At 59.6% G+C, this 23,292-nt stretch carries 20 protein-coding genes; 13 read left to right on the top strand and 7 right to left on the bottom strand.

The window, feature by feature from the left end:
- Window positions 1-2: 2 nt before the first annotated feature.
- Window positions 3-1,490: a histidine--tRNA ligase gene (gene hisS, locus J7380_RS05790; protein WP_209194890.1), complete on the bottom strand. Its 1,488-nt coding sequence runs from the start codon at window positions 1,488-1,490 to the stop codon at window positions 3-5.
- A 124-nt stretch (window positions 1,491-1,614) separates the two neighbouring features.
- Here hisS and J7380_RS05785 point away from each other — a divergent pair, with 124 nt between their 5' ends.
- Complete coding sequence (locus J7380_RS05785) at window positions 1,615-1,809, top strand: SlyX family protein (protein WP_170352274.1); 195 nt, start codon at window positions 1,615-1,617, stop codon at window positions 1,807-1,809.
- A gap of 4 nt (window positions 1,810-1,813) precedes the next feature.
- Here the strand turns inward: J7380_RS05785 and J7380_RS05780 are convergent, their stop codons facing one another.
- From J7380_RS05780 to dnaE, 3 genes are all read right to left on the bottom strand, one after another.
- Window positions 1,814-2,182 carry a YmgD family protein gene (locus J7380_RS05780; protein WP_209194889.1) on the bottom strand — a complete coding sequence of 123 codons (369 nt, stop codon included), beginning with the start codon at window positions 2,180-2,182 and terminating at the stop codon, window positions 1,814-1,816.
- 5 nt (window positions 2,183-2,187) lie between these two features.
- Window positions 2,188-2,400, bottom strand: coding sequence for a YMGG-like glycine zipper-containing protein (locus tag J7380_RS05775; protein WP_209194888.1), 213 nt, complete (start codon window positions 2,398-2,400; stop codon window positions 2,188-2,190).
- A gap of 77 nt (window positions 2,401-2,477) precedes the next feature.
- The gene (gene dnaE / locus J7380_RS05770; RefSeq protein WP_209194887.1) at window positions 2,478-5,978 is read right to left on the bottom strand and encodes a DNA polymerase III subunit alpha; all 3,501 of its coding nucleotides are present in this window, start codon (window positions 5,976-5,978) and stop codon (window positions 2,478-2,480) included.
- Window positions 5,979-6,321: 343 nt separating this feature from the next.
- Between dnaE and xdhA the strand changes: the two genes are divergently transcribed.
- From xdhA to J7380_RS05720, 10 genes are all read left to right on the top strand, one after another.
- Window positions 6,322-7,680 (top strand): xanthine dehydrogenase small subunit, encoded by a 1,359-nt coding sequence (xdhA, locus tag J7380_RS05765; protein WP_209194886.1) that lies wholly within the window; start codon window positions 6,322-6,324, stop codon window positions 7,678-7,680.
- A complete protein-coding gene (gene xdhB / locus J7380_RS05760) occupies window positions 7,677-10,079 on the top strand; it encodes a xanthine dehydrogenase molybdopterin binding subunit (RefSeq protein WP_209194885.1) in 2,403 nt (800 codons plus the stop codon). Before xdhA ends, xdhB begins: the two co-directional genes overlap by 4 nt.
- Window positions 10,079-11,014, top strand: a complete 936-nt coding sequence (gene xdhC, locus J7380_RS05755) for a xanthine dehydrogenase accessory protein XdhC (protein ID WP_209194884.1) — start codon at window positions 10,079-10,081, stop codon at window positions 11,012-11,014. Before xdhB ends, xdhC begins: the two co-directional genes overlap by 1 nt.
- Complete coding sequence (locus tag J7380_RS05750; RefSeq protein WP_209194883.1) at window positions 11,011-12,528, top strand: ABC transporter ATP-binding protein; 1,518 nt, start codon at window positions 11,011-11,013, stop codon at window positions 12,526-12,528. The genes xdhC and J7380_RS05750 overlap by 4 nt, the downstream gene beginning before the upstream one ends.
- A gap of 38 nt (window positions 12,529-12,566) precedes the next feature.
- Window positions 12,567-13,649: an ABC transporter permease gene (locus tag J7380_RS05745; protein WP_209194882.1), complete on the top strand. Its 1,083-nt coding sequence runs from the start codon at window positions 12,567-12,569 to the stop codon at window positions 13,647-13,649.
- The gene (locus tag J7380_RS05740; protein ID WP_209194881.1) at window positions 13,649-14,569 is read left to right on the top strand and encodes an ABC transporter permease; all 921 of its coding nucleotides are present in this window, start codon (window positions 13,649-13,651) and stop codon (window positions 14,567-14,569) included. The genes J7380_RS05745 and J7380_RS05740 overlap by 1 nt, the downstream gene beginning before the upstream one ends.
- Window positions 14,570-14,603: 34 nt before the next feature.
- A complete protein-coding gene (locus J7380_RS05735; RefSeq protein ID WP_170352264.1) occupies window positions 14,604-15,677 on the top strand; it encodes a BMP family ABC transporter substrate-binding protein in 1,074 nt (357 codons plus the stop codon).
- A 203-nt stretch (window positions 15,678-15,880) separates the two neighbouring features.
- Entirely contained in the window at window positions 15,881-16,276 is a 396-nt protein-coding gene (locus J7380_RS05730; RefSeq protein ID WP_209194880.1) for a VOC family protein, read from the top strand.
- A 26-nt stretch (window positions 16,277-16,302) separates the two neighbouring features.
- Window positions 16,303-16,617 carry a muconolactone Delta-isomerase family protein gene (locus J7380_RS05725; RefSeq protein WP_209194879.1) on the top strand — a complete coding sequence of 105 codons (315 nt, stop codon included), beginning with the start codon at window positions 16,303-16,305 and terminating at the stop codon, window positions 16,615-16,617.
- A 16-nt stretch (window positions 16,618-16,633) separates the two neighbouring features.
- On the top strand, window positions 16,634-17,002 hold the full coding sequence (locus J7380_RS05720) for a ribbon-helix-helix domain-containing protein (RefSeq protein ID WP_170352261.1): 369 nt from the start codon (window positions 16,634-16,636) through the stop codon (window positions 17,000-17,002).
- Window positions 17,003-17,042: 40 nt separating this feature from the next.
- Here J7380_RS05720 and J7380_RS05715 read toward each other — a convergent pair whose 3' ends face one another.
- Entirely contained in the window at window positions 17,043-18,275 is a 1,233-nt protein-coding gene (locus J7380_RS05715; RefSeq protein ID WP_209194878.1) for a biotin/lipoyl-binding protein, read from the bottom strand.
- Window positions 18,276-18,278: 3 nt separating this feature from the next.
- Complete coding sequence (locus J7380_RS05710; protein WP_348539078.1) at window positions 18,279-18,671, bottom strand: hypothetical protein; 393 nt, start codon at window positions 18,669-18,671, stop codon at window positions 18,279-18,281.
- A 122-nt stretch (window positions 18,672-18,793) separates the two neighbouring features.
- Here J7380_RS05710 and J7380_RS05705 point away from each other — a divergent pair, with 122 nt between their 5' ends.
- On the top strand, window positions 18,794-19,858 hold the full coding sequence (locus J7380_RS05705) for an FAD-dependent oxidoreductase (RefSeq protein ID WP_209194877.1): 1,065 nt from the start codon (window positions 18,794-18,796) through the stop codon (window positions 19,856-19,858).
- Complete coding sequence (locus tag J7380_RS05700) at window positions 19,858-20,511, top strand: DUF938 domain-containing protein (protein WP_209194876.1); 654 nt, start codon at window positions 19,858-19,860, stop codon at window positions 20,509-20,511. Before J7380_RS05705 ends, J7380_RS05700 begins: the two co-directional genes overlap by 1 nt.
- Window positions 20,512-20,650: 139 nt before the next feature.
- Here J7380_RS05700 and J7380_RS05695 read toward each other — a convergent pair whose 3' ends face one another.
- Window positions 20,651-23,158 (bottom strand): FAD-dependent oxidoreductase, encoded by a 2,508-nt coding sequence (locus J7380_RS05695; protein WP_209194875.1) that lies wholly within the window; start codon window positions 23,156-23,158, stop codon window positions 20,651-20,653.
- Between the last annotated feature and the right edge of the window lie 134 nt (window positions 23,159-23,292).

Genomic DNA, 23,292 nt, shown 5'->3' with positions numbered 1-23,292 from the left:
GCTCAGTCCTGACTGTCCAGAATTTCTCGCACCTTGGCGACCAGCTCGCCACGCGGCACTTCGAACTGGCTGGGGCGTTCTTTCCATTCCTCAAGCGTGGCGCTTTCGGCGATCTTGGCGCCAAGGATCAGGTCTTTGATCTGCACGATCCCGTTGGCCTTTTCGTCGCCGCCCTCGATCACCGCGATGGGCGAGTTCCGCTTGTCCGCATATTTCAGCTGATTGCCAAAGTTCTTGGGGTTGCCCAGATAAACCTCGGCCCGGATGCCTGCATTGCGCAGCTCGGCGACCATGGCCTGATAGTCAGCCATACGGTCGCGATCCATCACGGTGACAACCACGGGGCCGGTTGCCTGCGCCGCAATCCGGCCCTTTTCGCGCAGAGCGGCCAGCAGGCGGTCCACACCGATGGACACGCCGGTTGCAGGAACCTCCTGCCCGGTGAAGCGCTTGACCAGATCGTCGTAACGCCCGCCGCCCGAGACCGAGCCGAACTGCCGCTTGCGGCCTTTCTCGTCGAAAATCTCAAAGGTCAGTTCGGCCTCATAAACCGGCCCGGTGTAATACCCAAGGCCACGCACGACCGAGGGGTCAATCTCGATCCGGTCCGCACCGTATCCGCCTGCATCCAGCAGCGCGCCGATCTGTTCCAGTTCGGCGATGCCGTCTGCGCCGATCTTGCTGTCACCCACCGCGGCGCGCAGGTTGGCCAAAGTTCCGGCGGTATCAGCGGCCTTAGACGTCAGGAAGGCAATCACCGGCTCGGCCTGATCATCGCTGAGACCCACACCGTCGATAAACGCACCCGAGGCATCCAATCGACCCTTGGTCAGCAGCTCGCGCACTCCGGCCTCACCCACCTTGTCGAACTTGTCGATGGTGCGCAGAACATTGTCGCGGGCAGCGGCGTCTTCGCCCAACCCCATCGCCTCGAGCACACCATTCAGGACCTTGCGGTTATTCACCCGCACCAGATAGTCGCCGCGCGGAATGCCCACGGTCTCCAACGTGTCCGACAGCATCGCACAGATTTCGGCGTCGGCGGCCATCGAGGCCGTGCCCACCGTATCCGCATCGCATTGATAGAACTGACGATACCGTCCCGGCCCCGGCTTTTCATTGCGCCAGACCGGACCCATCGCATAGCGGCGGTAAGGCGTCGGCAGGTCGTTGCGGTGCTGCGCATAGACACGAGCCAGCGGCGCGGTCAGGTCATAGCGCAAAGCCATCCAGTCACCGTTGCCGCCCTCGTCAAACTCCTGCCATGCGAACACGCCCTCGTTCGGGCGATCCACGTCGGGCAGGAACTTGCCCAGCGCCTCGACCGTCTCAACCGCACTGCTTTCCAGCGCATCAAACCCGTAGCGATGATAGACATCCGCAATCGTCCGCAGCATCTCGGTGCGCTGCGAGACTTCCTGGCCGAAATAGTCGCGGAACCCTTTCGGCGTGACGGCCTTGGGGCGGGGCTGTTTCTTGGGCTTGGCCATGTGGGGCGTCCTTGCGGTTCATGTTCCGCGCGCGGTCTATCCCATGGCCCGCATCGGGGCAAGGCGCGCTTTCGCTGGTCATGGCCCGCCCGTGCCGCTATGACCACGCCCAAAGGAGAGCCCCATGCAGCATCTGGAAGAGCAGATCGCCCACCTGACCCGCACGGTCGAAGAGCTGAACACAGTCGTCACAACCCAACAGAGCGAGATCGATCGCCTGACCCGGCGCGTAGAGATGTTGTTGCAGCGCGAGGCTGAACGGGCGCAGGAAGGCTCCGGCGGGGTCGTGTTCGGAGACGAACGCCCACCGCATTACTGACTGCTTATAACCCCAACGTCGTTTTCACTGCGTTATCGACCACACCCCCCAAAAGGGCGTTCTTGTCTGCCGCGCAGCCTGCGGAGAGGGCGGCGATAAAAGCCTCGCGCAACTGGGCTTTTTCTTCGTCCGTGGTTGCATGATCAGCGATATCGACCTGCCTGTTATGCAACGAAAGCGCAGTCATCTTCTCGACCACGGTGACGACAAAGGCTTCATCCCCATCCGCTTCTTCAGCAATCGAAGCGCATGTGTAGTGCATCACCGGCAAGGCATCCTTCACCATTCGCCTTGCGGCCTCATCCGCAATAACACTTGTCGGAACACCCAATAGCGCGGCGCAAACTACGATTTTCAAAGGTTTTGAGGTCATAACATTCACTTCCAGTTATGCCCGATAATCGCACCGGCCACACCACCGATCGCAGCGCCCTTGCCGTCCCCGATCAACGCACCCACACCGGCCCCGATTACGGCGCCTTCGATCGTTTTCTTTTTTTTCTTGTCATCAGCCACCGCCGCCGAAGCCAACGCAAGTGATGCCATCGCGGCAAGCGCAACAGTTCTGAACCCGAGACCTAAAATCACCATGTCAAACCCTCCTTTGGCCCGAAACCGACCAATGTCAGCCTAGCCCGAGGGGCTTTGTCTGGCAACAAATGGCGGGGTCAGAACTCCTCGACTGACATCACGCCTTCCAGCGATTTGATCGCGCCTTTAATTTGCGGATTGATGGGGAAGTTCTGGCCCAGATCCATCTCGACCTCGCCGGGCAATCCGGGCGCCATCAGCAGCAGTTGGATCGGCCCACGCGCGGCATTTTTGGCGGCGGCGGCCGCGTCCTCTAGCACTTTGGCCACGGTGGGCAGGGCCTGTTCCTCGTCCACAAAGATACGCAGACCGGTCGCGCCCGCCTCGGCCACGACCGTATCCACCGGGCCGACAGAGCGGCCAAGCAGTTTCAGCTGATCAGCTTCCATTGTGGCCTCGGCGGTTAGTACAACTTGCGCGCCGGTTTCCAGATACTCGCGCGATTTCTCAAGCGTTTCCGAGAAGAGCGTGACCTCATACGCACCGCTGGGGTCCGAAAGCTGCGCAAAGGCAAACCGGTTGCCACGCGCCGATTTTCGTTCCTGCCGACCAGCGACAACACCAGCCATCTTGGCGATGAACGGACCCGAGCGCGCCTTTTCCGTCACCTCGTCCAGCGTCATTACCTGCTTGCGTTTCAGCGCGGGCATATAGTCGTCCAGCGGGTGGCCCGACAGGTAGAAACCGATGGCTTTGAACTCCTCGCTGAGCCGTTCAGCAGGCAGCCAGTCCGGCGTCGGCGACAGACGCGGTTCGGGCAGGTCGTCCCCGGCCTCGCCAAACAGCGACACCTGATTCGAGTTCTTCTGTTCGTGGATCGCCGCCGAATACTGCACCAGCGGATCAAGGCTTTCGAACACGCGGCGGCGGTTTTTGTCGAGCTGATCAAACGCCCCCGCCCGCGCCATCATCTCAAGTGGGCGTTTGCCGACCTTCTTCAGATCGACCCGGCGGGCGAAATCGAACAGGTTCACGAAAGGCTTATCGGCCCGGCCATCAACGACCAAATTCATCGCCTCGACGCCCACGTTTTTCAACGCGCCCAGCGCATAGACCAGCTCTCCGTTCACCACATCGAAGGTCGCCAGCGACCGGTTCACGCAAGGCGGCACATAAGGCAGCTCCAACCCCTTGCGGACCTCTTCGAAATAGACGGCCAGCTTGTCGGTCAGGTGGATATCACAGTTCATGACACCTGCCATGAACTCGACCGGGTGGTTCGCTTTCAGCCAGCCGGTCTGATAGCTGACCACGGCATAGGCCGCAGCGTGAGATTTGTTGAAGCCGTAATTGGCGAATTTCTCCAGCAGGTCGAAGACCTCGCTGGCTTTCTTGGCATCCACGCCGTTTTCACCCGCGCCCTTTTCGAATTTGGGGCGTTCGGCATCCATCGCCTCTTTGATCTTTTTACCCATCGCGCGGCGCAGCAGGTCGGCGCCGCCCAGCGAGTAACCGGCCATAACCTGAGCGATCTGCATCACCTGTTCCTGATAGACGATGATGCCCTGCGTCTCCTCAAGGATGTGGTCGATCAACGGGTGCACGGATTCGATCTTGCGCAGCCCGTTCTTGACCTCGCAATAGGTCGGGATGTTCTCCATCGGGCCGGGGCGGTACAGCGCCACAAGGGCGACGATATCTTCGATACATGTCGGTTTCATGCGCTTGAGCGCATCCATCATGCCCGAGGATTCCACCTGGAACACCGCCACCGTCTTGGCCGCCGAGTAGAGCTTGTACGTCGCCTCATCGTCCAGCGGGATGGCGTTGATCTGGTTCTGGGCCCCATCGGCGGGTTCATAGAGTTCCGTGCCATCCGCCGCGATGTGAAGATCTCGCCCGGATTTGAAGATCAAATCCATCGCGTTCTGGATCACGGTTAGCGTTTTCAGACCTAGAAAGTCGAACTTCACCAGCCCGGCCTGTTCGACCCATTTCATATTGAACTGGGTCGCGGGCATGTCGGAACGCGGGTCCTGATAGAGCGGCACCAGCGCGTCCAGAGGCCGGTCGCCGATCACCACCCCCGCCGCGTGGGTCGAGGCGTTCCGCAACAGCCCCTCGACCTGCTGGCCGTAGGTCAGCAGACGGTCCACAACCTCTTCGTTGCGCGCCTCTTCGCGCAGGCGGGGTTCGTCTTTCAGAGCCTTTTCGATGGAAACAGGCTTGACCCCCTCCACCGGGATCATCTTGGACAGGCGGTCCACCTGCCCATAGGGCATCTGCAGCACCCGCCCGATATCACGCACAGCGGCCTTGGACAGCAGCGCACCGAATGTGATGATCTGCCCCACCTTGTCGCGCCCGTATTTCTGCTGAACATAGCGGATCACCTCTTCGCGGCGATCCATGCAGAAGTCGATATCAAAGTCGGGCATCGAGACCCGTTCGGGGTTCAGAAAGCGTTCGAACAGCAGCGAATACCGCAACGGATCAAGGTCGGTGATCGTCAGCGCATAAGCCACCAGTGAGCCCGCACCGGACCCCCGCCCCGGCCCCACCGGAATGTCGTGATCCTTTGACCACTGAATGAAATCCGCAACGATCAGAAAATAGCCGGGAAACCCCATGCCTTCGATGATGCCCAGCTCGAAATCCAGCCGTTCCTGATATTCCTCGGGCGTCACCGCATGAGGGATCACGGCCAGACGCTTCTGCAGGCCCTCATTGGCGATGCGGCGCAGTTCGGCCACTTCGTCATCGGCGAATTTCGGCAGGATCGGATCGCGGCGATAAGCCATGAACGCACAACGGCGCGCAATCTCAACCGTGTTCTCAATCGCCTCGGGCAGATCGGCGAACAGCGTCACCATTTCCTGCTGCGACTTGAAGTAATGCTGCGCGGTCAGGCGGCGGCGGCCGTCCTGTTGGTCGACATACGCACCCTCGGCGATACAGATCAGCGCGTCATGCGCCTCATACATGTCGGTGGTCGGGAAATAGACGTCATTAGTGGCGACCAGAGGCAGGTTCTTGGCATAGGCCATCTCGACATGGCCACGCTCGGTCAGGCGTTCGGCCTCGGGCTGGCCGTCCTCGCCCGGATGGCGCTGCAATTCGATATACAGCCGATCCGGGAACATCCCGGCCAACCGATCCACCAGAGCCTCGGCCGCCGGGCGCTGGCCCTGTTGCAGCAGCATCCCCACCGGCCCGTCCGGCCCGCCGGTCAGACAGATCAAGCCGTCCGAGCGTTCCGCCAACTCCTCCAACGTGACCTGTGGCAACTGCCCACCCTTGTCCACATAGAGGCAGGAACTGAGCTTCATCAGGTTCTCATACCCGACCTCAGACTGCGCCAGCAGCACCAGCGGCGCAGGAGCCTTGGGCTTCTCGCCGGGCTGCGGCTGCACATAGGTCAGATCAACCTGACACCCCATGATCGGCTGCACCCCGGCCCCGCTGGCGGTCACGGAAAACTCCAACGCCGAGAACATCGAATTGGTGTCGGTGACGGCGACGGCGGGCATATCGGCCTTTTCACACAGGCCAGGCAGCTTTTTCAGCCGCACGGCCCCTTCCAGCAAGGAATATTCTGTGTGAACACGAAGGTGGATGAATCGAGGAGTGCTGCTCATGAAGCCCAAGCTATCCCAGCCAGGCGCGCGGCAAAAGCGGGAACCGCATAGATGGAATGCCTAAAAAATCAGCTTGGATTATTCGGCTTTTCCAGAAGGTGCTTCGGCAACAGCAACGGCCCAAGAAGGCAAATCACTTTAATTTCAAAGCTCTGTGCGGTAAACACCAATTTCAAATTCATCGCCGTCCGGCGTAATGGTACATCCCACAGGCAGTTTTTCTTGCCAGATCGGGTGAGCTATTTCTAACATCTGACGGCAAGCTATTCGCCCGCCACTCTTTCTACGTCGCATCGAAGGAGGGCCGCAGGGGCGCAACCGGGTAAGGCGACGGGTTTCACGCATGAACATCACGTTTCTTCTGAACGGAGAGACAGTGGAGCTGTCGGATGTCGATCCGACCGCCACCCTGCTGGACTGGCTGCGCGAGGATCGCGGCCTGACCGGCACCAAGGAAGGCTGCAACGAAGGCGACTGCGGCGCTTGCACCGTGATGGTAACAGATGAGGGCGGTGCCAAGGCTTTGAACGCTTGCATCCTGTTCCTGCCCCAGTTGCACGGTAAGGCTGTGCGCACCGTCGAAGGCGCAAGCGGCCCCAATGGCGAGGCGCACCCTGTGCAGCAGGCGATGGTCGATCTGCACGGATCGCAATGCGGTTTCTGCACACCGGGCTTCGTCATGTCGATGGTCGCCAGCCACGCGAATGGCGCGACCGACCATGACGCCCAACTGGCCGGGAACCTGTGCCGCTGCACGGGCTATGCCCCGATCATCCGCGCTGCCACGGCTATCGAGGCAATGCCTGTACCAGTCTGGGTCAAGGACGCGCCCGTGGATGCCGCTGCCCAACCAATGCTGCCCACGTCGTCGGATGAACTGGCTGCTATCTACGCAGATCACCCGGAGGCCACCTTGATTGCCGGAGCAACCGATGTGGGCCTCTGGGTCACCAAACAGCTGCGCGAATTGGACCCGGTGATTTTCCTGAACCGCTGCGACGACCTCAAGGACATTACCTTAACCGAGGATGAAATCCGCCTCGGAGCCATGGTCGACATGAACCGGATGGGCGCGGCGCTGGCCGATCTTCACCCCTCCTACGCCGAAATGATCCGCCGCTATGCCAGCGTGCAGGTCCGTCATGCGGCAACCGTCGGCGGCAATATCGCCAATGGCTCGCCCATCGGGGACAATCCGCCCGCGTTGATCGCTCTTGGTGCAACTCTGTACCTGCGCAAAGGCAATACGCGCCGTCAGATCCTGCTGGAAGATTTCTTCCTCGACTACGGCAAACAGGACCGCGCGCCCGGCGAATTTGTAGAGGCCGTCAGCTTCCCACGCCAACCCGATCGCCTGAAATGCTACAAGCTCAGCAAGCGGTTTGATCAGGATATCTCAGCCGTCTGCGGCTGTTTCAACATCACCGTGTCCGATGGCACTGTTACCCAAGCCCGGATCGCCTTTGGCGGCATGGCGGGCATTCCGAAGCGGGCCACCCATGTCGAGGCCGCATTGATCGGCAAACCCTGGACCGCTGCGACCATTCAGGCCGCGCTGCCCACCTTTGCTGACGATTACCAACCACTCACGGATATGCGCGCCTCGGCCACCTATCGTCTGGAAACCGCCAAGGCGATGCTGGAGCGGTATTTCCTCGAAGATCAGGGCGAAGTGACCGACGTACTGAAGGTGACGGCATGAGCGTGACCAAGCCTCTCCCCCATGACGCCGCGCCGCTGCATGTGGCAGGGGCCGCGCGATATGTGGATGATATCCCAACGCCCAAAGGCACGTTGCATCTGGCCTTTGGCCTCAGCCCGATTGCCAAGGGAACCATCACCGCGATGGACCTGTCGGCGGTGAAAGCCGCCGAGGGTGTGGTGCAGGTGATGACGGCGAATGACCTGCCTTTTGCCAATGACGTCTCACCTTCGATCCATGATGAGCCGCTGCTGTCGGACGGCACCGTTCATTACATCGGCCAGCCGGTGTTTCTGGTGGTGGCGACCAGCCATCTGGCAGCCCGCAAAGCCGCGCGGCTGGGAAAGATCGACTATGCCGAAGACACCCCGATCCTGACCATCGAAGAGGCGCTGGCCGCCGACAGCCGGTTCGAGGACGGCCCCCGCATTTATGCCAAGGGCGACGCAGATGCGGCGATTGCCTCGGCCACTCATGTGATCGAGGGTAGTTTTGAACTGGGCGGGCAGGAACATTTCTATCTGGAAGGCCAAGCTGCTCTGGCCGTCCCGAATGAAGGCGCGGATATGCTGGTCCACAGTTCGACCCAGCACCCGACCGAGATTCAGCACAAGGTAGCTGATGCTTTAGGCGTTCCCATGCACGCCGTGCGGGTCGAAACCCGTCGGATGGGCGGAGGGTTCGGCGGCAAGGAAAGTCAGGGCAACGCTCTGGCGGTGGCTTGCGCCATCGCCGCCCGCGCCACCGGCAAGACCTGCAAGATGCGATACGACCGCGATGATGACATGATCATCACCGGCAAGCGCCACGCCTTCCGCATCGCCTACAAAGCGGGGTTTGATGAGAACGGCCATGTTCAGGGCGTCTCGTTCCATCACTACGTCATATGCGGCTGGGCGCAGGATCTGTCCCTGCCCGTGGCTGACCGCGCGATGCTGCACTCCGACAACGCCTATCTGCTGCCGAATGCACGCATAGAAAGCCATCGGCTGAAGACCAACACCCAATCTGCCACCGCCTACCGCGGGTTCGGCGGGCCGCAGGGTATGGTCGGGATCGAACGGGTGATGGACCACGCCGCGCATGCGCTTGGGCTGGAGCCGGTCGAGCTGCGCCGCCGCAACTACTATGAGCCTGCGCATAAGGTGGCCGATCAGCCGCTGCACGCGAAACCACTGGGTCATCCCGACCCGCACGAAGACCTGACCAGCCGAGGCGCTGTCGAAACCGGGAATGCCCCCGTTCGTCCCCTACCCGCCGGCGGCAACACCACGCCTTACGGAATGGAGGTCAGCGATTTCGAACTGCACGGCATGACCGAAGCGCTGCTGAAATCCAGCGACTATGCCGCTCGCAAGGCCGCCATCGCCGAGTGGAACGCGAAGAACGGCGTGATAAAGAAGGGTATCGCCTTCTCGCCGGTCAAGTTCGGGATTTCCTTCACGCTGACCCATCTGAATCAGGCGGGCGCGCTGGTGCATGTGTATCAGGACGGCTCGGTCCATCTGAACCATGGCGGCACCGAGATGGGACAGGGCCTGTTCCAAAAGGTCGCGCAGGTGGCCGCATCGCGGTTCGGCATTCCGCTGGAGATGGTCAAGATCACCGCCACAGACACCGCCAAGGTGCCGAACACCTCGGCCACGGCGGCGTCCTCGGGCAGTGACCTGAACGGGATGGCTGTGAAAGCCGCCTGTGACACGATCCGCGACCGGATGGCGGACTATCTGGCCGAACGGCACCAGGCCGATCCCGCGACTGTGACCTTCGCAGATGGGCATGTCTTGGTTGGCGAGGAACGCTATACCTTCGCCGAAGCCGCCGCGCTGGCCTATCAAGGCCGTATCAGCCTGTCGGCGACTGGGTTCTACAAAACTCCCAAGATCGAATGGGACCGCATCGCGGGCCGAGGGCGACCGTTCTTTTACTTTGCCTATGGCGCGTCCGTCACCGAGGTCGCCTTGGACACGCTGACCGGCGAAAACCGCATTCTGCGCACGGATATCCTGCATGACGCGGGGGCCTCGCTGAATCCGGCGTTGGATATCGGGCAGGTCGAAGGCGGCTATGTGCAGGGCGCAGGATGGCTGACGACCGAGGAACTGGTCTGGGACGGCAAGGGCAACCTGCGCACCCACGCGCCCTCGACCTATAAAATTCCCGCCTGTTCCGACCGGCCCGATATCTTCAACGTTTCGCTGTGGGGCGGCGAGAACCGCGAGGACACGATCTATCGGTCAAAAGCGGTTGGTGAGCCGCCCTTCATGCTAGGTATTTCTGCGTGGTTGGCCTTGTCGAATGCGGTGGCAGCTTGTGGCGACGCTTACCCCGCGCTGGATGCACCCGCCACGGCCGAACAGGTCTGGCACGGTGTCCAGCGGATGAAAGGCGGCACCTGATGGGGTTTGACCTTGAAGCTCTGCAGGAGGCGGTCAAGATTCACGGACGCGTGACCCGCGTGGTCATCGCTGCCATCAAAGGCTCGTCCCCGCGCGAGGTCGGCACCGCCATGCTGGTTTGGGCGGACGGTCAGTCCGGCACGATCGGCGGCGGTACGCTGGAGCATCAGGCGGCGCTCGCCGCACGGGCGCAGTCCGTCCCAATGCGACTGACCCACCATGCGCTTGGCCCCGATATGGGCCAATGCTGCGGAGGGGCGGTCTCGCTTTTGAGCGAGGTTTACGACCAACACGCGTTGGACGCGTTGGATCAGACGGTCATCGCACGCGCCCCGTCAGGCGGCGATATACCCCTTTCGGTCAAGCGCCTGCTGGCCGCAGCCCGCGCGCAGGGCATCGCGCCCGAACCGCAACTGATCGATGGCTGGATGGTCGAACCCGTTCACAAACCGACCCGGCAGCTGTGGGTCTGGGGCGCGGGCCATGTGGGCCGGGCGCTGGTGGATGTGCTGGCCCCCCTGCCCGACCTTGCAATCACCTGGGTCGATACCGGCCCCGAACGTTTTCCCACGCAAATCCCGGCCAGTGTCACCCCGATTCCAACACCCAAACCCGCCGCGCTGGTCCAGCACGCGCCGCCCGAGGCCGAGCATCTTGTGCTTACTTATTCACACAATCTGGACCTTGAGCTGTGTAATCACCTTTTGACGCATGGTTTTGGCTTTGCTGGCCTCATCGGCTCGGCTACGAAATGGGCGCGATTCCGGTCGCGGCTGACAGCCCTTGGTCATTCCCCCGAACGGATCAGACAGATCACCTGCCCGATTGGCGATCCCGGTCTGGGCAAACACCCGCAGATGATCGCCATTGGCGTCGCCGCGCAACTACTGCGCCCGGCTTGGCAGAACGAACTGAAGAAGGACCAGAGCGCGTGACCACTCCACTTTTAAGTCTGCAAGGGCTGACCAAGGCTTATCCCGGCGTCGTCGCCAATGATCAGGTGTCCTTTGATATCGGCGAAGGCGAAGTACACGCCCTGTTGGGCGAAAACGGCGCGGGAAAGTCCACGCTGGTCAAGATGATCTATGGGCTGGTGAAACCCGACAGCGGCACCATGCTGCTGCGCGGCCAGCCTTTTGCTCCGGCGGAACCCCGCGCGGCGCGGGCCGACGGGATTGCGATGGTGTTTCAGCACTTTTCCCTGTTTGACGCATTGAACGTGGCCGAAAACATCGCGCTGGGGATGGAAAACCCGCCCAGGATGAGCGATCTGGCCACGCGTATCCGCGAAGTCTCCGAGACCTATGGCTTACCGCTGGACCCATACCGCACTGTGGGCGACCTGTCGGCAGGTGAACGCCAGCGAGTTGAGATCATCCGCTGTCTGCTGCAGGACCCCAAGCTGCTGATCATGGACGAACCCACCAGCGTATTGACCCCGCAAGAGGTCGAAATCCTGTTTGAAACGCTGAACAAATTGCGGGCCGAAGGCACCTCAATCCTGTATATCTCGCACAAGCTGGAAGAAATCCGCACGTTGTGCGACCACGCCACGATCCTGCGTCTGGGAAAGAATGTGGGCGAATGCGTACCGGCCGAGACATCCGCGCGGGACATGGCCGAGATGATGGTCGGCTCGACCCTGCAAACGCCCGAACGGTCGGGGCGTGACTTCGGCGAAGTCGCTCTGGATGTCAGCGGGCTATCTGTTCCTTCGCCCTCCGAGTTCGGCACTGCGCTGCGCAACGTTCATATGACAGTCCGCAAGGGCGAGGTTCTGGGCATCGGCGGTGTCGCAGGCAACGGGCAAGATGAATTACTGGGCGTTCTGTCCGGCGAAATCACCACTGCAGCTGATGCTATTAAGTTCAACGGTCAGCCCATCGGCTTGCTGGGGCCAACTACGCGTCGCAAACTGGGCGTTCTGACCGCGCCCGAGGAACGTCTGGGTCATGCGGCAGCTCCGGACATGAGCCTTACGGAAAACGCTTTACTGACTGGATCGGTTCGGGAAGGTCTAGAAAACAATGGCTTTCTGAAATGGGCCGAGACCAAAAGCTTCGCTGAAAAGATCATCAGCGCCTTCGACGTGCGCACGCCAGGCCCGGAAAACGCCGCGCGCTCGTTGTCCGGCGGCAATCTGCAGAAATTCGTGATTGGGCGCGAGGTGCTACAAAACCCGGATGTGCTAGTGGTGAACCAACCGACTTGGGGAGTGGACGCGGCAGCTGCGGCGTCGATCCGGCAGGCCATTCTGGATTTAGCAGCCAAGGGCACGGCGGTTGTCTGTATCAGTCAGGATTTGGATGAACTGATGGAGATTTCCGACAGTTTCGCCGCCCTCAACGAAGGTCGCCTCAGCGCGCCTCGACCAACTACGGGCCTTACCGTGGATGAGATTGGCCTAATGATGGGCGGCGCGCATGGCATGGAGGTAGCCCATGTCTAAGCTATTACAGAAAAAGACGAAAACGGGGGTATGAGCGGATGATTGTGTTGGAGAAACGGCCACAGCCGTCCAAGGCGTGGTCTTATGCCACCCCTTTGGTCGCGGTGTTGGCGACAATGGTATTCGGCGGGCTGCTGTTCGCCATTCTGGGGAAGAACCCGATCGAGGCCATCGGCACCATTTTCTGGGAACCCCTGTTCGGTGAGTTTGCATTCTATTACCGCCCGCAGCTGCTGGTGAAAGGGGCGCCTTTGGTGCTGATCGCCATTGGTCTGTCGCTGGGTTTCCGTGCCGGCATATGGAATATCGGGGCCGAGGGGCAGTATATCATGGGCGCCATCTTTGGGGCCGGTGCGGGTCTGGCCTTTTACCCTCTGGACGCGTTTTACATTTTTCCGATCATGGTAATCGCGGGGGCATTCGGTGGCTGGCTCTGGGCGATGATCCCGGCCTTTCTGAAGGTTCGCTTCGGCACCAACGAAATCCTTGTCTCGCTGATGCTGGTCTACGTTGCCGAGCAGATGCTGGCCTCAGTGTCGCTCGGCTTGTTGAAAAACCCCGAGGGGTTCGGCTTTCCCGGCTCGCGCAACCTGCAAGCCTATGACAGCGCCCATAACGCCGAGCTGATCGCCGGATCGGGGATGCATTGGGGCGTAGTAGCCGCGCTGATCGCGGTGATCTTTTCCTATGTCCTTCTGAACCGGCACATGCTGGGCTTTCACATCCGCCTGACCGGTGAAGCTCCGCGCGCTGCGAAGTTTGCCGGTGTGAACCCGGCCCGTCTGATCCTGTTCTGCCTGGGCCTGTCCGGCGCTCTGGCCGGTCTGGCGGGGATGTTCGAAGTCTCAGGCCCGTCGGGCGTGGTCAGCATCGACTTCAACGTGGGATATGGCTTTACCGCGATCATTGTGGCCTTCCTTGGCCGTCTGCACCCGGTGGGTATCCTGCTGGCCGGCGGCTTGATGGCGCTGACCTATATCGGAGGTGAAATCGCGCAGTCTCAGTTGGGCCTGCCGGCCGCTGCAATTCAGGTGTTCCAGGGGATGCTTCTGTTCTTCCTGCTGGCTTTCGATCTTCTGACAAACTACCGCATCCGTGCGGCACGTAGCGAGGTGGCGTAATGGACCTTGGTGAAATTAACCCCGTCCTTCTGGTCGCCTCTTTGATGGTGGCTGCAACCCCCCTGCTGCTGGCCGCAATCGGGGAACTGGTCGTCGAGAAAGCAGGCGTTCTGAATCTGGGCGTCGAGGGCATGATGATCGTCGGCGCTATCAGTGGCTTTGCGATCTCGGTCGAGACCGGGTCACCTTGGCTGGGCTTTATCGCCGCAGCCATTGGCGGCGCGGTTCTGTCTTTGTTGTTTGTGGTGCTGACACAGGTGGCCTTGGCCAACCAGGTCGCCAGCGGTCTTGCCCTGACCCTGTTCGGACTCGGCTTTAGCGCTCTGATGGGGCAAAGCTACGTAGGCGTCAAACCCCCGAGCATGGGAGATATCCATATCCCGGTGATCAGCGATATTCCGGTGATCGGTCCTATCCTGTTCCAGCACGACCCTATCCTTTATGTCGGCATCGCTTTGACTGCAGCGGTTTGGGCTACGCTAAAGTACACTCGCATAGGTCTGATCCTGCGCGCGGTCGGGGAAAACCACGATGCCGCGCACGCGCTTGGCTACAAGGTCATCAAGATTCGCGTCATGGCGATCCTGTTCGGCGGAGCCTGTGCGGGCCTGGGCGGAGCCTACATCAGCCTGATCCGCGTGCCCCAATGGACCGAGGGCATGACCGCCGGGGTTGGCTGGATCGCCCTTGCACTGGTGGTGTTCGCCAGTTGGAAGCCGTGGCGTGCGTTGCTGGGTGCCTATTTGTTCGGCGGTATCACCGTTTTGCAGCTCAATTTGCAGGCGGCGGGCGTTGCCATTCCGGTCGAGTATCTGGCAATGTCGCCCTACATCATCACGATCCTTGTGCTTGTGATCCTTTCGGCCGACAAGAGCAGCGCACCTGCCTCACTGGGCCGGACCTTCCATGCCTCGCACTAGACGGGGCCAACTGAACCAACTTGGGGAGTACCACATGAAATTCACTACACTTTTGGCAAGCGCCGCCATGGCGCTCGGGCTGGCTTCGGGAGCGATGGCCGACGAAAAGACAAAGGTCGGCTTCGTTTACGTTGGCCCAGTCGGCGATGGCGGCTGGACATACGAACACAACAAAGGTCGTCTGGCCGTTGAAGAAGAGTTTGGCGACAAGGTTGAAACCGTATTTGTCGAGTCCGTCCCAGAAGGCCCCGACGCCGAGCGCGTAATGACTCAGATGGCGCTGGAAGGCGCGGACCTGATCTTTACCACCTCGTTTGGCTACATGGACCCGACCATCAACGTTGCCAAGAAATTCCCGAACGTAAAGTTCGAGCACGCGACCGGCTATAAAACCGCCGAAAACGTCTCGGTCTATTCGGCGCGTTTCTACGAAGGCCGCGCGGTTCAGGGTCACATCGCGGGCAAGATGACCAAGTCGAACATCATCGGCTATATCGGCTCGTATCCGATCCCCGAAGTGATCCGCGGCATCAACTCGGCCTATCTGCACGCCAAAGCCGTAAACCCGGATGTCGAGTTCAAGATCATCTGGGCCTACACCTGGTTTGACCCCGCAAAAGAAGCTGACGCCGCCACCGTACTGATCGAACAGGGCGCTGACGTGATCCTGCAGCACACTGACTCGACCGCACCGCAGGCCGCCGCACAAGAAGCGGGCAACGTGGTCACCTTCGGCCAGGCATCTGACATGAGCGAATACGCCCCCTTCCCGCGCGTGTCGTCAATCATCGATGACTGGGCACCTTACTACATCGCACGGACCAAGGCCGTGATGGACGGCACATGGGAAAGCGCGAACACCTGGGACGGTATCCGCGAAGGCATGGTCGCTATCGGCGAGATTTCCGACGCGGTACCTGCTGATGTCAAGGAAGAGGCGCTGGCTTTGAAAGCCGCAATGGCTGCAGGTGAATACCACCCCTTCACCGGCCCGATCAAAAAGCAGGACGGCAGCGACTGGCTGGCGGACGGCGAAACAGCCGATGACGGCACCCTGGCTGGCATGAACTTCTACGTTGAAGGGCTGGAAGGCGAAATTCCGCAGTAAACCAGTATCTCAGCGAATACTTGTAAGGCCCGCAGAGTTTGCGGGCCTTTTTTCTTGGTCCGGTTTTGACGTGTACCTTGGCCTTGATGGCGGCAACCATCAACCGAGTTGCACGTCTTCCCCAGCAAAAATTCAGGGTTGTATTAGTCCTATAATACCACTTCGCGTTCCCTGCCCGGTACAAAGCCGCAGGAGGTGCGCAGATGGCAAAACTTGCACACAGCATGATCCGGGTTATCGATGAAGACCGGGCCGTGACGTTTTATAAGACAGCTTTTGATCTGAAGGTTAAGGATCGGCTCGACTTTGACGGCTTTACCCTGATCTACATGATTTCGGAAGGTTCCGATTTCGAGCTAGAACTGACCATAAACAAAGATCGTAGTGAACCTTATGATCTGGGCAATGGATACGGTCACATCGCCTTTGTCGTCGATGACCTGGACGCCATGCATGGTCACATCCGTGATCTAGGAGCCTATCCCAAAGACATCGTGGATTTCCGCCCCGGAGGAACGCGCGTAGCGCGGTTTTTCTTTGTGTCGGACCCCGACGGTTATCAGATCGAAGTGATCGAAAAAGGTGGTCGCTTTATCTGAACGCGTCAAAAAACTCGGAGGAAAACATGCTTTATCAACTGAATTTCAACGTTGAATACGATGCTACGATGGCCCAGCAAGGTCTGCTGGGAATCTGGGCAGAAGAAGCCGAAGCCGCCTTGGGCGCGAAGTCGGCGGGCGTCGTCAAAGACTTGTGGAAGGTTGTCGGTGAACGCAAAGTGACGGCGATCGTCGATGTCGAAGATCCAGATACTCTGGACAGGATTCTGTTCGATCTGCCCATCATGCAGAAAATGGGTCATCATGTTAAGGTCGAGGTGAAGTCATTGCGTCGATACGAAGACTTCGCGGCCGACGTCAAAGAGCGGCTGGGACGCTGAAGCGAAGGGGAACCCAATGTGCCAGTTGTTTATCGATGCCGATCCGGCGCTTTGGGCTTCTCACACCCGTTCATTCCGAATGGAAGGTATGGTCACCAGCGTGCGCCTGGAAGAGCTGTTCTGGCGTACGCTTGAAACCGTCAGCGAGAGGGATGAGCTTACCGTGCCCCAACTGTTGCACAGGCTATACAATGAAAGCCTGGATGCGGGGCACGATGTAGGTAATTTTACGTCATTCTTGCGGGTCTGTTGTTTGCGGTATCTTGATTTGCAACTGCGCGGCCTGATCCCGCTTGAAGCACACGTCAATCTGTCTTTGCTTCCAGCCCAAGATATTCTGTCACTTGAACAAAAGGCCCGCGCCGAGAACGCCCCAAAACTATGATGTTTTGGGGCGCCTCTGTAACCAAGCAGCTTTTTTGTCGTTAATGCCCGCTCAGAACCAGCGTGTTCACAGGCATCAGGATCAACCGCAAGCGCAGACCCGCTGCGTGCACCACACCGATCGTATCGACCACGTGCAAGAACGCTGCATGCCAGAAGCCCAGATCTTCATGCTCCAGCCTCTCGTGATTGCTGGTGTAGACATTTGCCAAACAGTTGCTGCCCGGAGGGATGTCGTCAGCCATGCCTTTGTAGAGCGGTTCCATGTAAACAAGGATCGAGCCAGGGTAGGTGTTGGCCTGCACGTCACGCAATTCATCGGACGGGCGCAGTTGCCCCGATGGGATCACGTCCTGAACCTGCACCACGACCATTGGGATGACGGTAAAGGGCTTGGTCATGCAACCCAACTCGCCAATCATGCCGGGCTTGATGACTTGTGCAGACATCTGGTTGAACGCGGCCTGAAACCGATTATGCCCCGAATGCGACGGCACCAGAATGCCCGCAGGGCGCAACAAGGGGCTTACGAAATCGCCGACCTGCAGGCCGAATTGCTCGACCCGGCCTGTCACACCTGCGGCAACAACGGTCTTATCCAGCTCGGTCAGGGCCGCGTCCAGTTGCGCGTTTGCACTGGCAAGCTGTGCCGGGATAAGCTCTTCGATCTGTTGAACAACGGCGGATCGTTTCGCCTCTGCAGCCACAAGTTTGGCTTCGCGTTCAGCCACGATGTTTTCCAGCCGGTCAATCTCGGCCAGACGCACAGCACTGGACCCTTCGTCGCGCAGAGTCGTGTTGCGCTCAAGGTCCTCAATCGCCTGATCCAGCGAGGCCTTGGCGCCTGCAATTCCGGCAGTCGCTTCGGCCAGATCGGTCTCGGCCACTTTCAAAGAGGCCTGAACCTGCGCGATCTGCGCATGGGCGGCCTCGACCATTGCCGTTTGGGTAAAATCTTCCATTCGGAAAATGGGCTGCCCCGCAACAACCAGCTGGTTGTTGGTCACATAAACCTCGGCGACGCGTCCACCTAATTGCGGCAGGATTGTCACCGTACGAAAGTAAGACGCGGCCGTCTTGCTGGCAGGGTGAAAATAGAACAGCGTAGTGATCACGGTCAGCGCCAGAATGGCGCAGGTGGTCAGGCCCCAGCGCAGCTCATACCACATGGTGAACAGGGTAATCTCGTGCCCGATCCGTTTGCCTTGGACAAAGCGACGGAACAGGTAATCCGGTAGCACCGTGACCAGTGCACACATCAGCGTTTCAAGCATATCTTATTGCTCCTGATGTTCGGGCGACGGGGGCACGGGTGGATCCTGACGCTGCGGACCCAAAGATCGGATCGCATCGGCAATCGCACGCAATGGCGCACCTACGTCGGGGAATTGAAAACCGGCGACCAAAATGGCGGCAATCCAGAACAAGCCGTTATGAGTAAACAAGGCCAGCAGGGCAAGAATACCAACCAGTTGAAACTGGGGATGATTGGATTCGTGTGCGATTTTTTCCGGAATCGAATGCAGTGTGAAATACCCCACACCGATCAAGATGATCACGCCGACCGTAAACACGAACATGAATGTCAAAAGATAATCACTGCCATCCGCCTGGACCACGTAGTGGGGAATATGTCCCGTGGCCATTGGGTGTAAATCTGCGGCTGTCACCCTGCCCTCCTATAATTGTATATGACGTGTTTGGATGGGTTGATGCCCAAATTCAAGCCTGCTTAGTATGCGCTGCGCGGCTTGCCCCGTCTGTGCGGTATTTTTTCAAGGATCCAAGCGGCATGATAGATTTCCTCATCATCGGTGGAGGGATAGCGGGCCTCAGCACCGGGGCGCGCCTGTCTGCTTTCGGTAAAGTTGCCTTGCTTGAAGCTGAAGACGCCCTTGGGTACCACGCCTCTGGCCGCTCGGCCGCCTTGTTTGAGGAAAGCTATGGTCCTCCATCGGTCGTTGCTTTGAACCGGGCCAGCGCCGGGTTTCTGCACGAAGGTGGGTATCTTACTCCACGCGGTCTTATGTTGGTTGCCAACGCATCGCAGCAAGAGGCCTTTGACCGCGATGTCAGCGATCTTTCGATGCAAGTTATCTCCAACTCGGACGCAGTTTCGCGTGTGCCTATCCTGAACCCAGAGGTCCTGAGCCACGCGGCGATCAGCGACGCCGCATTCGACATCGACACCGACCGTTTGATGCAGGATTTTGCCCGAACCATTCGCCGCAATGACGGAGAGGTTCTGACAAAAAACCGTGTCACATCCTTGAAAAAAAACAAGAACTGGGTGGTTGACGGCCAAGATCGTTACGAAGCCCGCCTGGTCATCAATGCCGCCGGACCCTGGGTCGACGAGGTCGCCGCATTGGCGGGGATTGCGCCGGTTGGCATCAATCCTAAGCGGAGATCGATGGCACGCATTCCGGCTCCGGGTGGCTACGATGTGCGAGGTTGGCCCATGATGCTGGGTGCAGGCGAAGGGTGGTATGCCAAACCAGACGCAGGCAGCCTGATCGTCTCTCCGTCCGAGGCGACCCCTGTGCCGCCACATGACGCCTATGCGGACGACATGATCCTTGCCGAAGGGCTGGCCCGGTACGAAGAAATGATGACTGAACCCGTTACCCGGCTTGAGGCCAACTGGGCGGGGCTACGCAGCTTTGCCCCGGACGGCACATTGGTTCTGGGGCCGGAACCGTCCGAGCCGACATTTATCTGGTCTGCCGGTCAGGGCGGGTATGGGTTTCAGACATCGCCCGCCGCGTCTAAGCTGGTGGCAGATTTGGTAACTGGCGCGACCTCTGACTTAGACGCAGACAGTGTAAACGCCCTCAAACCCTGCAGGTTCCGATAATGAGCAAACGCACCCTTCCCGCAAACGCCAGTGTTGCAACGCAGGCCGAGGGCGCCCGAATGATCGCCCCGGCGGCCACCCGCAACGCCGAAGCCTTATCAGACCTGCTTGCGGAATGGGCTCCGACCGCTGGCCATGCGCTGGAGCTTGCCAGCGGAACAGGGCAGCACGTCAGCGCATTCGCCCGAAAACTGCCCGGTTTGGCGTGGCAACCGACTGAAGTTGAGCCAGAGCGCCGCTCTAGCATCGACACGTATGCTGCCGAGCATGCCAATATTTCCAACTCTGTGGAATTGGATGCAACGGCAGCGGGGTGGCATGAAAAGTATGGTGAGCGCGACCTGATTGTCCTGATCAACTTGACGCATCTGATCAGCTGGCAGGAAACTCAAACCATTCTGACTGAGGCTGCAAAGGCCCTGAACCCACGCGGACGCTTTATCCTTTACGGGCCTTTCATGCGATCAGGGCAACTGACCAGTGATGGTGACCAACGGTTCCATAACGCGTTGGTGCAACAAGATGCGGAAATCGGGTACAAGAACGATCAAGACATTATCGGGTGTATGCTGGAACAGGGCCTGACCCTTGTGAAAACCATTGAGATGCCTGCAAACAATTTGGCGTTTGTGGTGGAAAAACCTAGCCTCTGATCGAAACCCAAACCTGTTGCCGGTGTGTCTGCTACCCCGTTAGACTGGGTCATCCTATAACACGAGCCTACAGCTTCTGCAGTAATTCACGGCTTTTTCAGGCGGCGCGTTTTTGCGCCGCCTGAATTGATACACTGTATCAACCGTCCTTTCGGATGGTTTCGTTCTTTGGATCATATGGGCTGTCGCAGGTCACAACCGCATCCCACAGTTTATCCTGTATTTTGACTTGCAGCTTGGTGCCTTCGACCGCCAGCTCAGGTTTCACATATCCCATGCCGATGGATTTCTCGAACGCGACCGAATACCCGCCCGAGGTCAAACGGCCCACGCGTTCACCTTCCGGCGTATACAGCGCCTCGCGGCCCCACGGGTCCGCATCGTCCGGACCGTCAATCAGCAAAGTGCAGCACTTCACGCGCACACCGGTCTCTTCCAGCTTGGCCTTGCCGTAGAAGTCCTTCGACAGGTCGACAAAGCGCGGCAGGTCGGCTTCCAGCGGGGTTGCGTCGCGACCCAGTTCGGTGCCGAAGGCGCGATAGGATTTCTCCTGACGCAGCCAGTTCTGGGCGCGGGCGCCGACCAGCTTCATACCGTGTTTCTCACCGGCTTTTTCCAGCAGATCGAACAGGTAGTTCTGCATCTCGATCGGGTGGTGAAGTTCCCAGCCCAGTTCGCCGGTATAGGCCACGCGGATTGCGTTCACAGGGCACATGCCCAACTCGATCTGACGGGCCGACAGCCACGGGAAACGCTTGTTGGACAGTGCGGTTTCCGGATCGGCATCTTTGATGACCTCTTTCAGAACGTCACGCGACTTGGGTCCGGCGATTGCGAAGACGCCCCACTGGGTGGTCACGTCCTGGATCTCGATGTAGCCGAACTCCTCCATCTTGTCCTCGGCCGCCTTGCGCAGATAGTCTGCGTCATACTCGGTCCAGGCACCGGCAGAAACGATGTAGTAGCTGTTCTCGCCATTGCGCACGATGGTGTATTCGGTGCGGGTGGTCCCATGCGAGGTCAGCGCGTAGGTCAGGTTGATGCGACCGACCTTGGGCAGTTTGTTGCAGGTGAACCAATCCAGAAACTGGGTCGCACCGGGGCCTTTGACGACATGCTTGGTAAAGGCCGACGCGTCGATCAGGCCAACGCCTTCGCGGATCGCCTTGGCTTCTTCCACGGCGTGTTTCCACCAGCCACCGCGACGGAAGCTGCGGCTTTCTTTGTCGAAGTTATCAGGAGCATCAACGGGGCCAAAATAGTTCGGGCGTTCCCAACCATTGACCCAGCCGAATTGTGCGCCACGCGCTTTCTGGCGGTCATAGGCCGGAACAGTCCGCAGCGGACGGCAGGCTTCACGCTCTTCGTCGGGGTGGTGCAGGATGTAGACGTGCTCATAGCATTCTTCGTTCTTGCGCGCCGCGAATTCGGTGGTCATCCAGTTCGACGAATACCGTTTGGGGTCCAGCGAGGCCATGTCGATCTCGGCTTCGCCATCGACCATCATCTGCGCCAGATAATAGCCAGTGCCGCCCGCAGCGGTGATCCCGAACGAGAAGCCCTCGGCCAGCCACATATTGCGCAGGCCCGGAGCCGGACCGACCAGCGGGTTGCCGTCGGGGGTGTAGCAGATCGGGCCGTTAAAATCGTCTTTCAGACCGGATTCGGCGCAGGACGGAACCCGTTCGGCCATCGCCATGTACTGATCCGCGATCCGGTCCAGATCCAGCGGGAACAGATCAGCGCGGAAGCTGTCGGGCACGCCATGCTCAAAACGCGCAGGCGCGCCGTGTTCGTAGATGCCCAGAATCCAGCCGCCGCGCTCTTCGCGCGCATAGGATTCATTGTCCGCGTCGCGCACAACGGGGTGCTCGGGGTTGCCAGCCTCGCGCCATTTGACCAGCTCGGGGTCTTTGTCCATGACGATAAACGTGTGCTCGACCGGGATCGCGGGCATCTTGATGCCCAGCATCTTGGCGGTGCGCTGTGCGTGGTTACCCGATGCGGTCACGACATGTTCGGCCGTGATAACCACCCGCTCGTCGCTTTCGACAAGGTTGCCGCCCTTTTCGACCATTTTGGTGCAGGTGACTTCCCAGTGGGTGCCGTTCCAGTGGAAAGCATCGGCCTGCAGTTTACGCACGATATCAACTCCGCGCTGACGCGCACCCTTGGCCATCGCCTGCGTTACGTCTGCGGGGTTAATGTAACCATCTTCGGTGTGATAGATCGCGCCCTTCAGGTCCGAGGTTTCGATCAGCGGCCAGCGTTCCTTAATCTGCTCGGGTGTCAGCCATTCATAAGCCACGTCACAGGTCTCGGCGGTCGAGGCATAGAGCATGTATTCGTCCATACGCTCTTGCGTCTGCGCCATGCGAAGGTTGCCGACCACGGCAAAGCCCGCGTTCAGGCCGGTCTCTTCCTCAAGCGTCTTATAGAAATCGACCGAGTATTTGTGGATGTGGGTGGTCGCATATGACATGTTGAACAGCGGCAACAAGCCCGCCGCGTGCCACGTCGAACCAGATGTCAACTCGTCCCGTTCGATCAGCATCACATCGTCCCAGCCTGCCTTGGCAAGGTGGTATGCAATCGAGGTCCCGACGGCACCGCCGCCGACAACCAGTGCTTTGACTTGGGTTTTCATTCGCCCGCTCTCCGGATTGAGTCTGTTTGGCAAGGTTTATGCCCAAGCCTGCGTCTCAGCGCGAAGTCCAGCCGACGCAAAAAAGGGCAAAACCGACCTTTGGTGGCGCATTCACTCAAATGGAAGTGAAGCGG

It is taken from the genome of Ruegeria sp. R8_1 (genome assembly GCF_017743815.1).
Taxonomy (GTDB): domain Bacteria; phylum Pseudomonadota; class Alphaproteobacteria; order Rhodobacterales; family Rhodobacteraceae; genus Ruegeria; species Ruegeria lacuscaerulensis_A.
This window is presented reverse-complemented; position numbering and strand designations above follow the sequence as displayed.

Excerpts from the sequence above, each read along its gene's own strand:
- J7380_RS05735 (WP_170352264.1), top strand. The coding sequence starts at position 14,604 with ATGAAATTCACTACACTTTTGGCAAGCGCCGCCATGGCGCTCGGGCTG.
- J7380_RS05745 (WP_209194882.1), top strand. The coding sequence starts at position 12,567 with ATGATTGTGTTGGAGAAACGGCCACAGCCGTCCAAGGCGTGGTCTTAT.
- xdhA (WP_209194886.1), top strand. The coding sequence starts at position 6,322 with ATGAACATCACGTTTCTTCTGAACGGAGAGACAGTGGAGCTGTCGGAT.
- J7380_RS05720 (WP_170352261.1), top strand. The coding sequence starts at position 16,634 with ATGTGCCAGTTGTTTATCGATGCCGATCCGGCGCTTTGGGCTTCTCAC.
- dnaE (WP_209194887.1), bottom strand. The coding sequence starts at position 5,978 with ATGAGCAGCACTCCTCGATTCATCCACCTTCGTGTTCACACAGAATAT.
- J7380_RS05705 (WP_209194877.1), top strand. The coding sequence starts at position 18,794 with ATGATAGATTTCCTCATCATCGGTGGAGGGATAGCGGGCCTCAGCACC.
- J7380_RS05740 (WP_209194881.1), top strand. The coding sequence starts at position 13,649 with ATGGACCTTGGTGAAATTAACCCCGTCCTTCTGGTCGCCTCTTTGATG.
- J7380_RS05775 (WP_209194888.1), bottom strand. The coding sequence starts at position 2,400 with ATGGTGATTTTAGGTCTCGGGTTCAGAACTGTTGCGCTTGCCGCGATG.
- J7380_RS05780 (WP_209194889.1), bottom strand. The coding sequence starts at position 2,182 with ATGACCTCAAAACCTTTGAAAATCGTAGTTTGCGCCGCGCTATTGGGT.
- J7380_RS05700 (WP_209194876.1), top strand. The coding sequence starts at position 19,858 with ATGAGCAAACGCACCCTTCCCGCAAACGCCAGTGTTGCAACGCAGGCC.
- J7380_RS05725 (WP_209194879.1), top strand. The coding sequence starts at position 16,303 with ATGCTTTATCAACTGAATTTCAACGTTGAATACGATGCTACGATGGCC.
- J7380_RS05785 (WP_170352274.1), top strand. The coding sequence starts at position 1,615 with ATGCAGCATCTGGAAGAGCAGATCGCCCACCTGACCCGCACGGTCGAA.
- J7380_RS05715 (WP_209194878.1), bottom strand. The coding sequence starts at position 18,275 with ATGCTTGAAACGCTGATGTGTGCACTGGTCACGGTGCTACCGGATTAC.
- hisS (WP_209194890.1), bottom strand. The coding sequence starts at position 1,490 with ATGGCCAAGCCCAAGAAACAGCCCCGCCCCAAGGCCGTCACGCCGAAA.
- J7380_RS05695 (WP_209194875.1), bottom strand. The coding sequence starts at position 23,158 with ATGAAAACCCAAGTCAAAGCACTGGTTGTCGGCGGCGGTGCCGTCGGG.
- xdhC (WP_209194884.1), top strand. The coding sequence starts at position 10,079 with ATGGGGTTTGACCTTGAAGCTCTGCAGGAGGCGGTCAAGATTCACGGA.
- J7380_RS05730 (WP_209194880.1), top strand. The coding sequence starts at position 15,881 with ATGGCAAAACTTGCACACAGCATGATCCGGGTTATCGATGAAGACCGG.
- xdhB (WP_209194885.1), top strand. The coding sequence starts at position 7,677 with ATGAGCGTGACCAAGCCTCTCCCCCATGACGCCGCGCCGCTGCATGTG.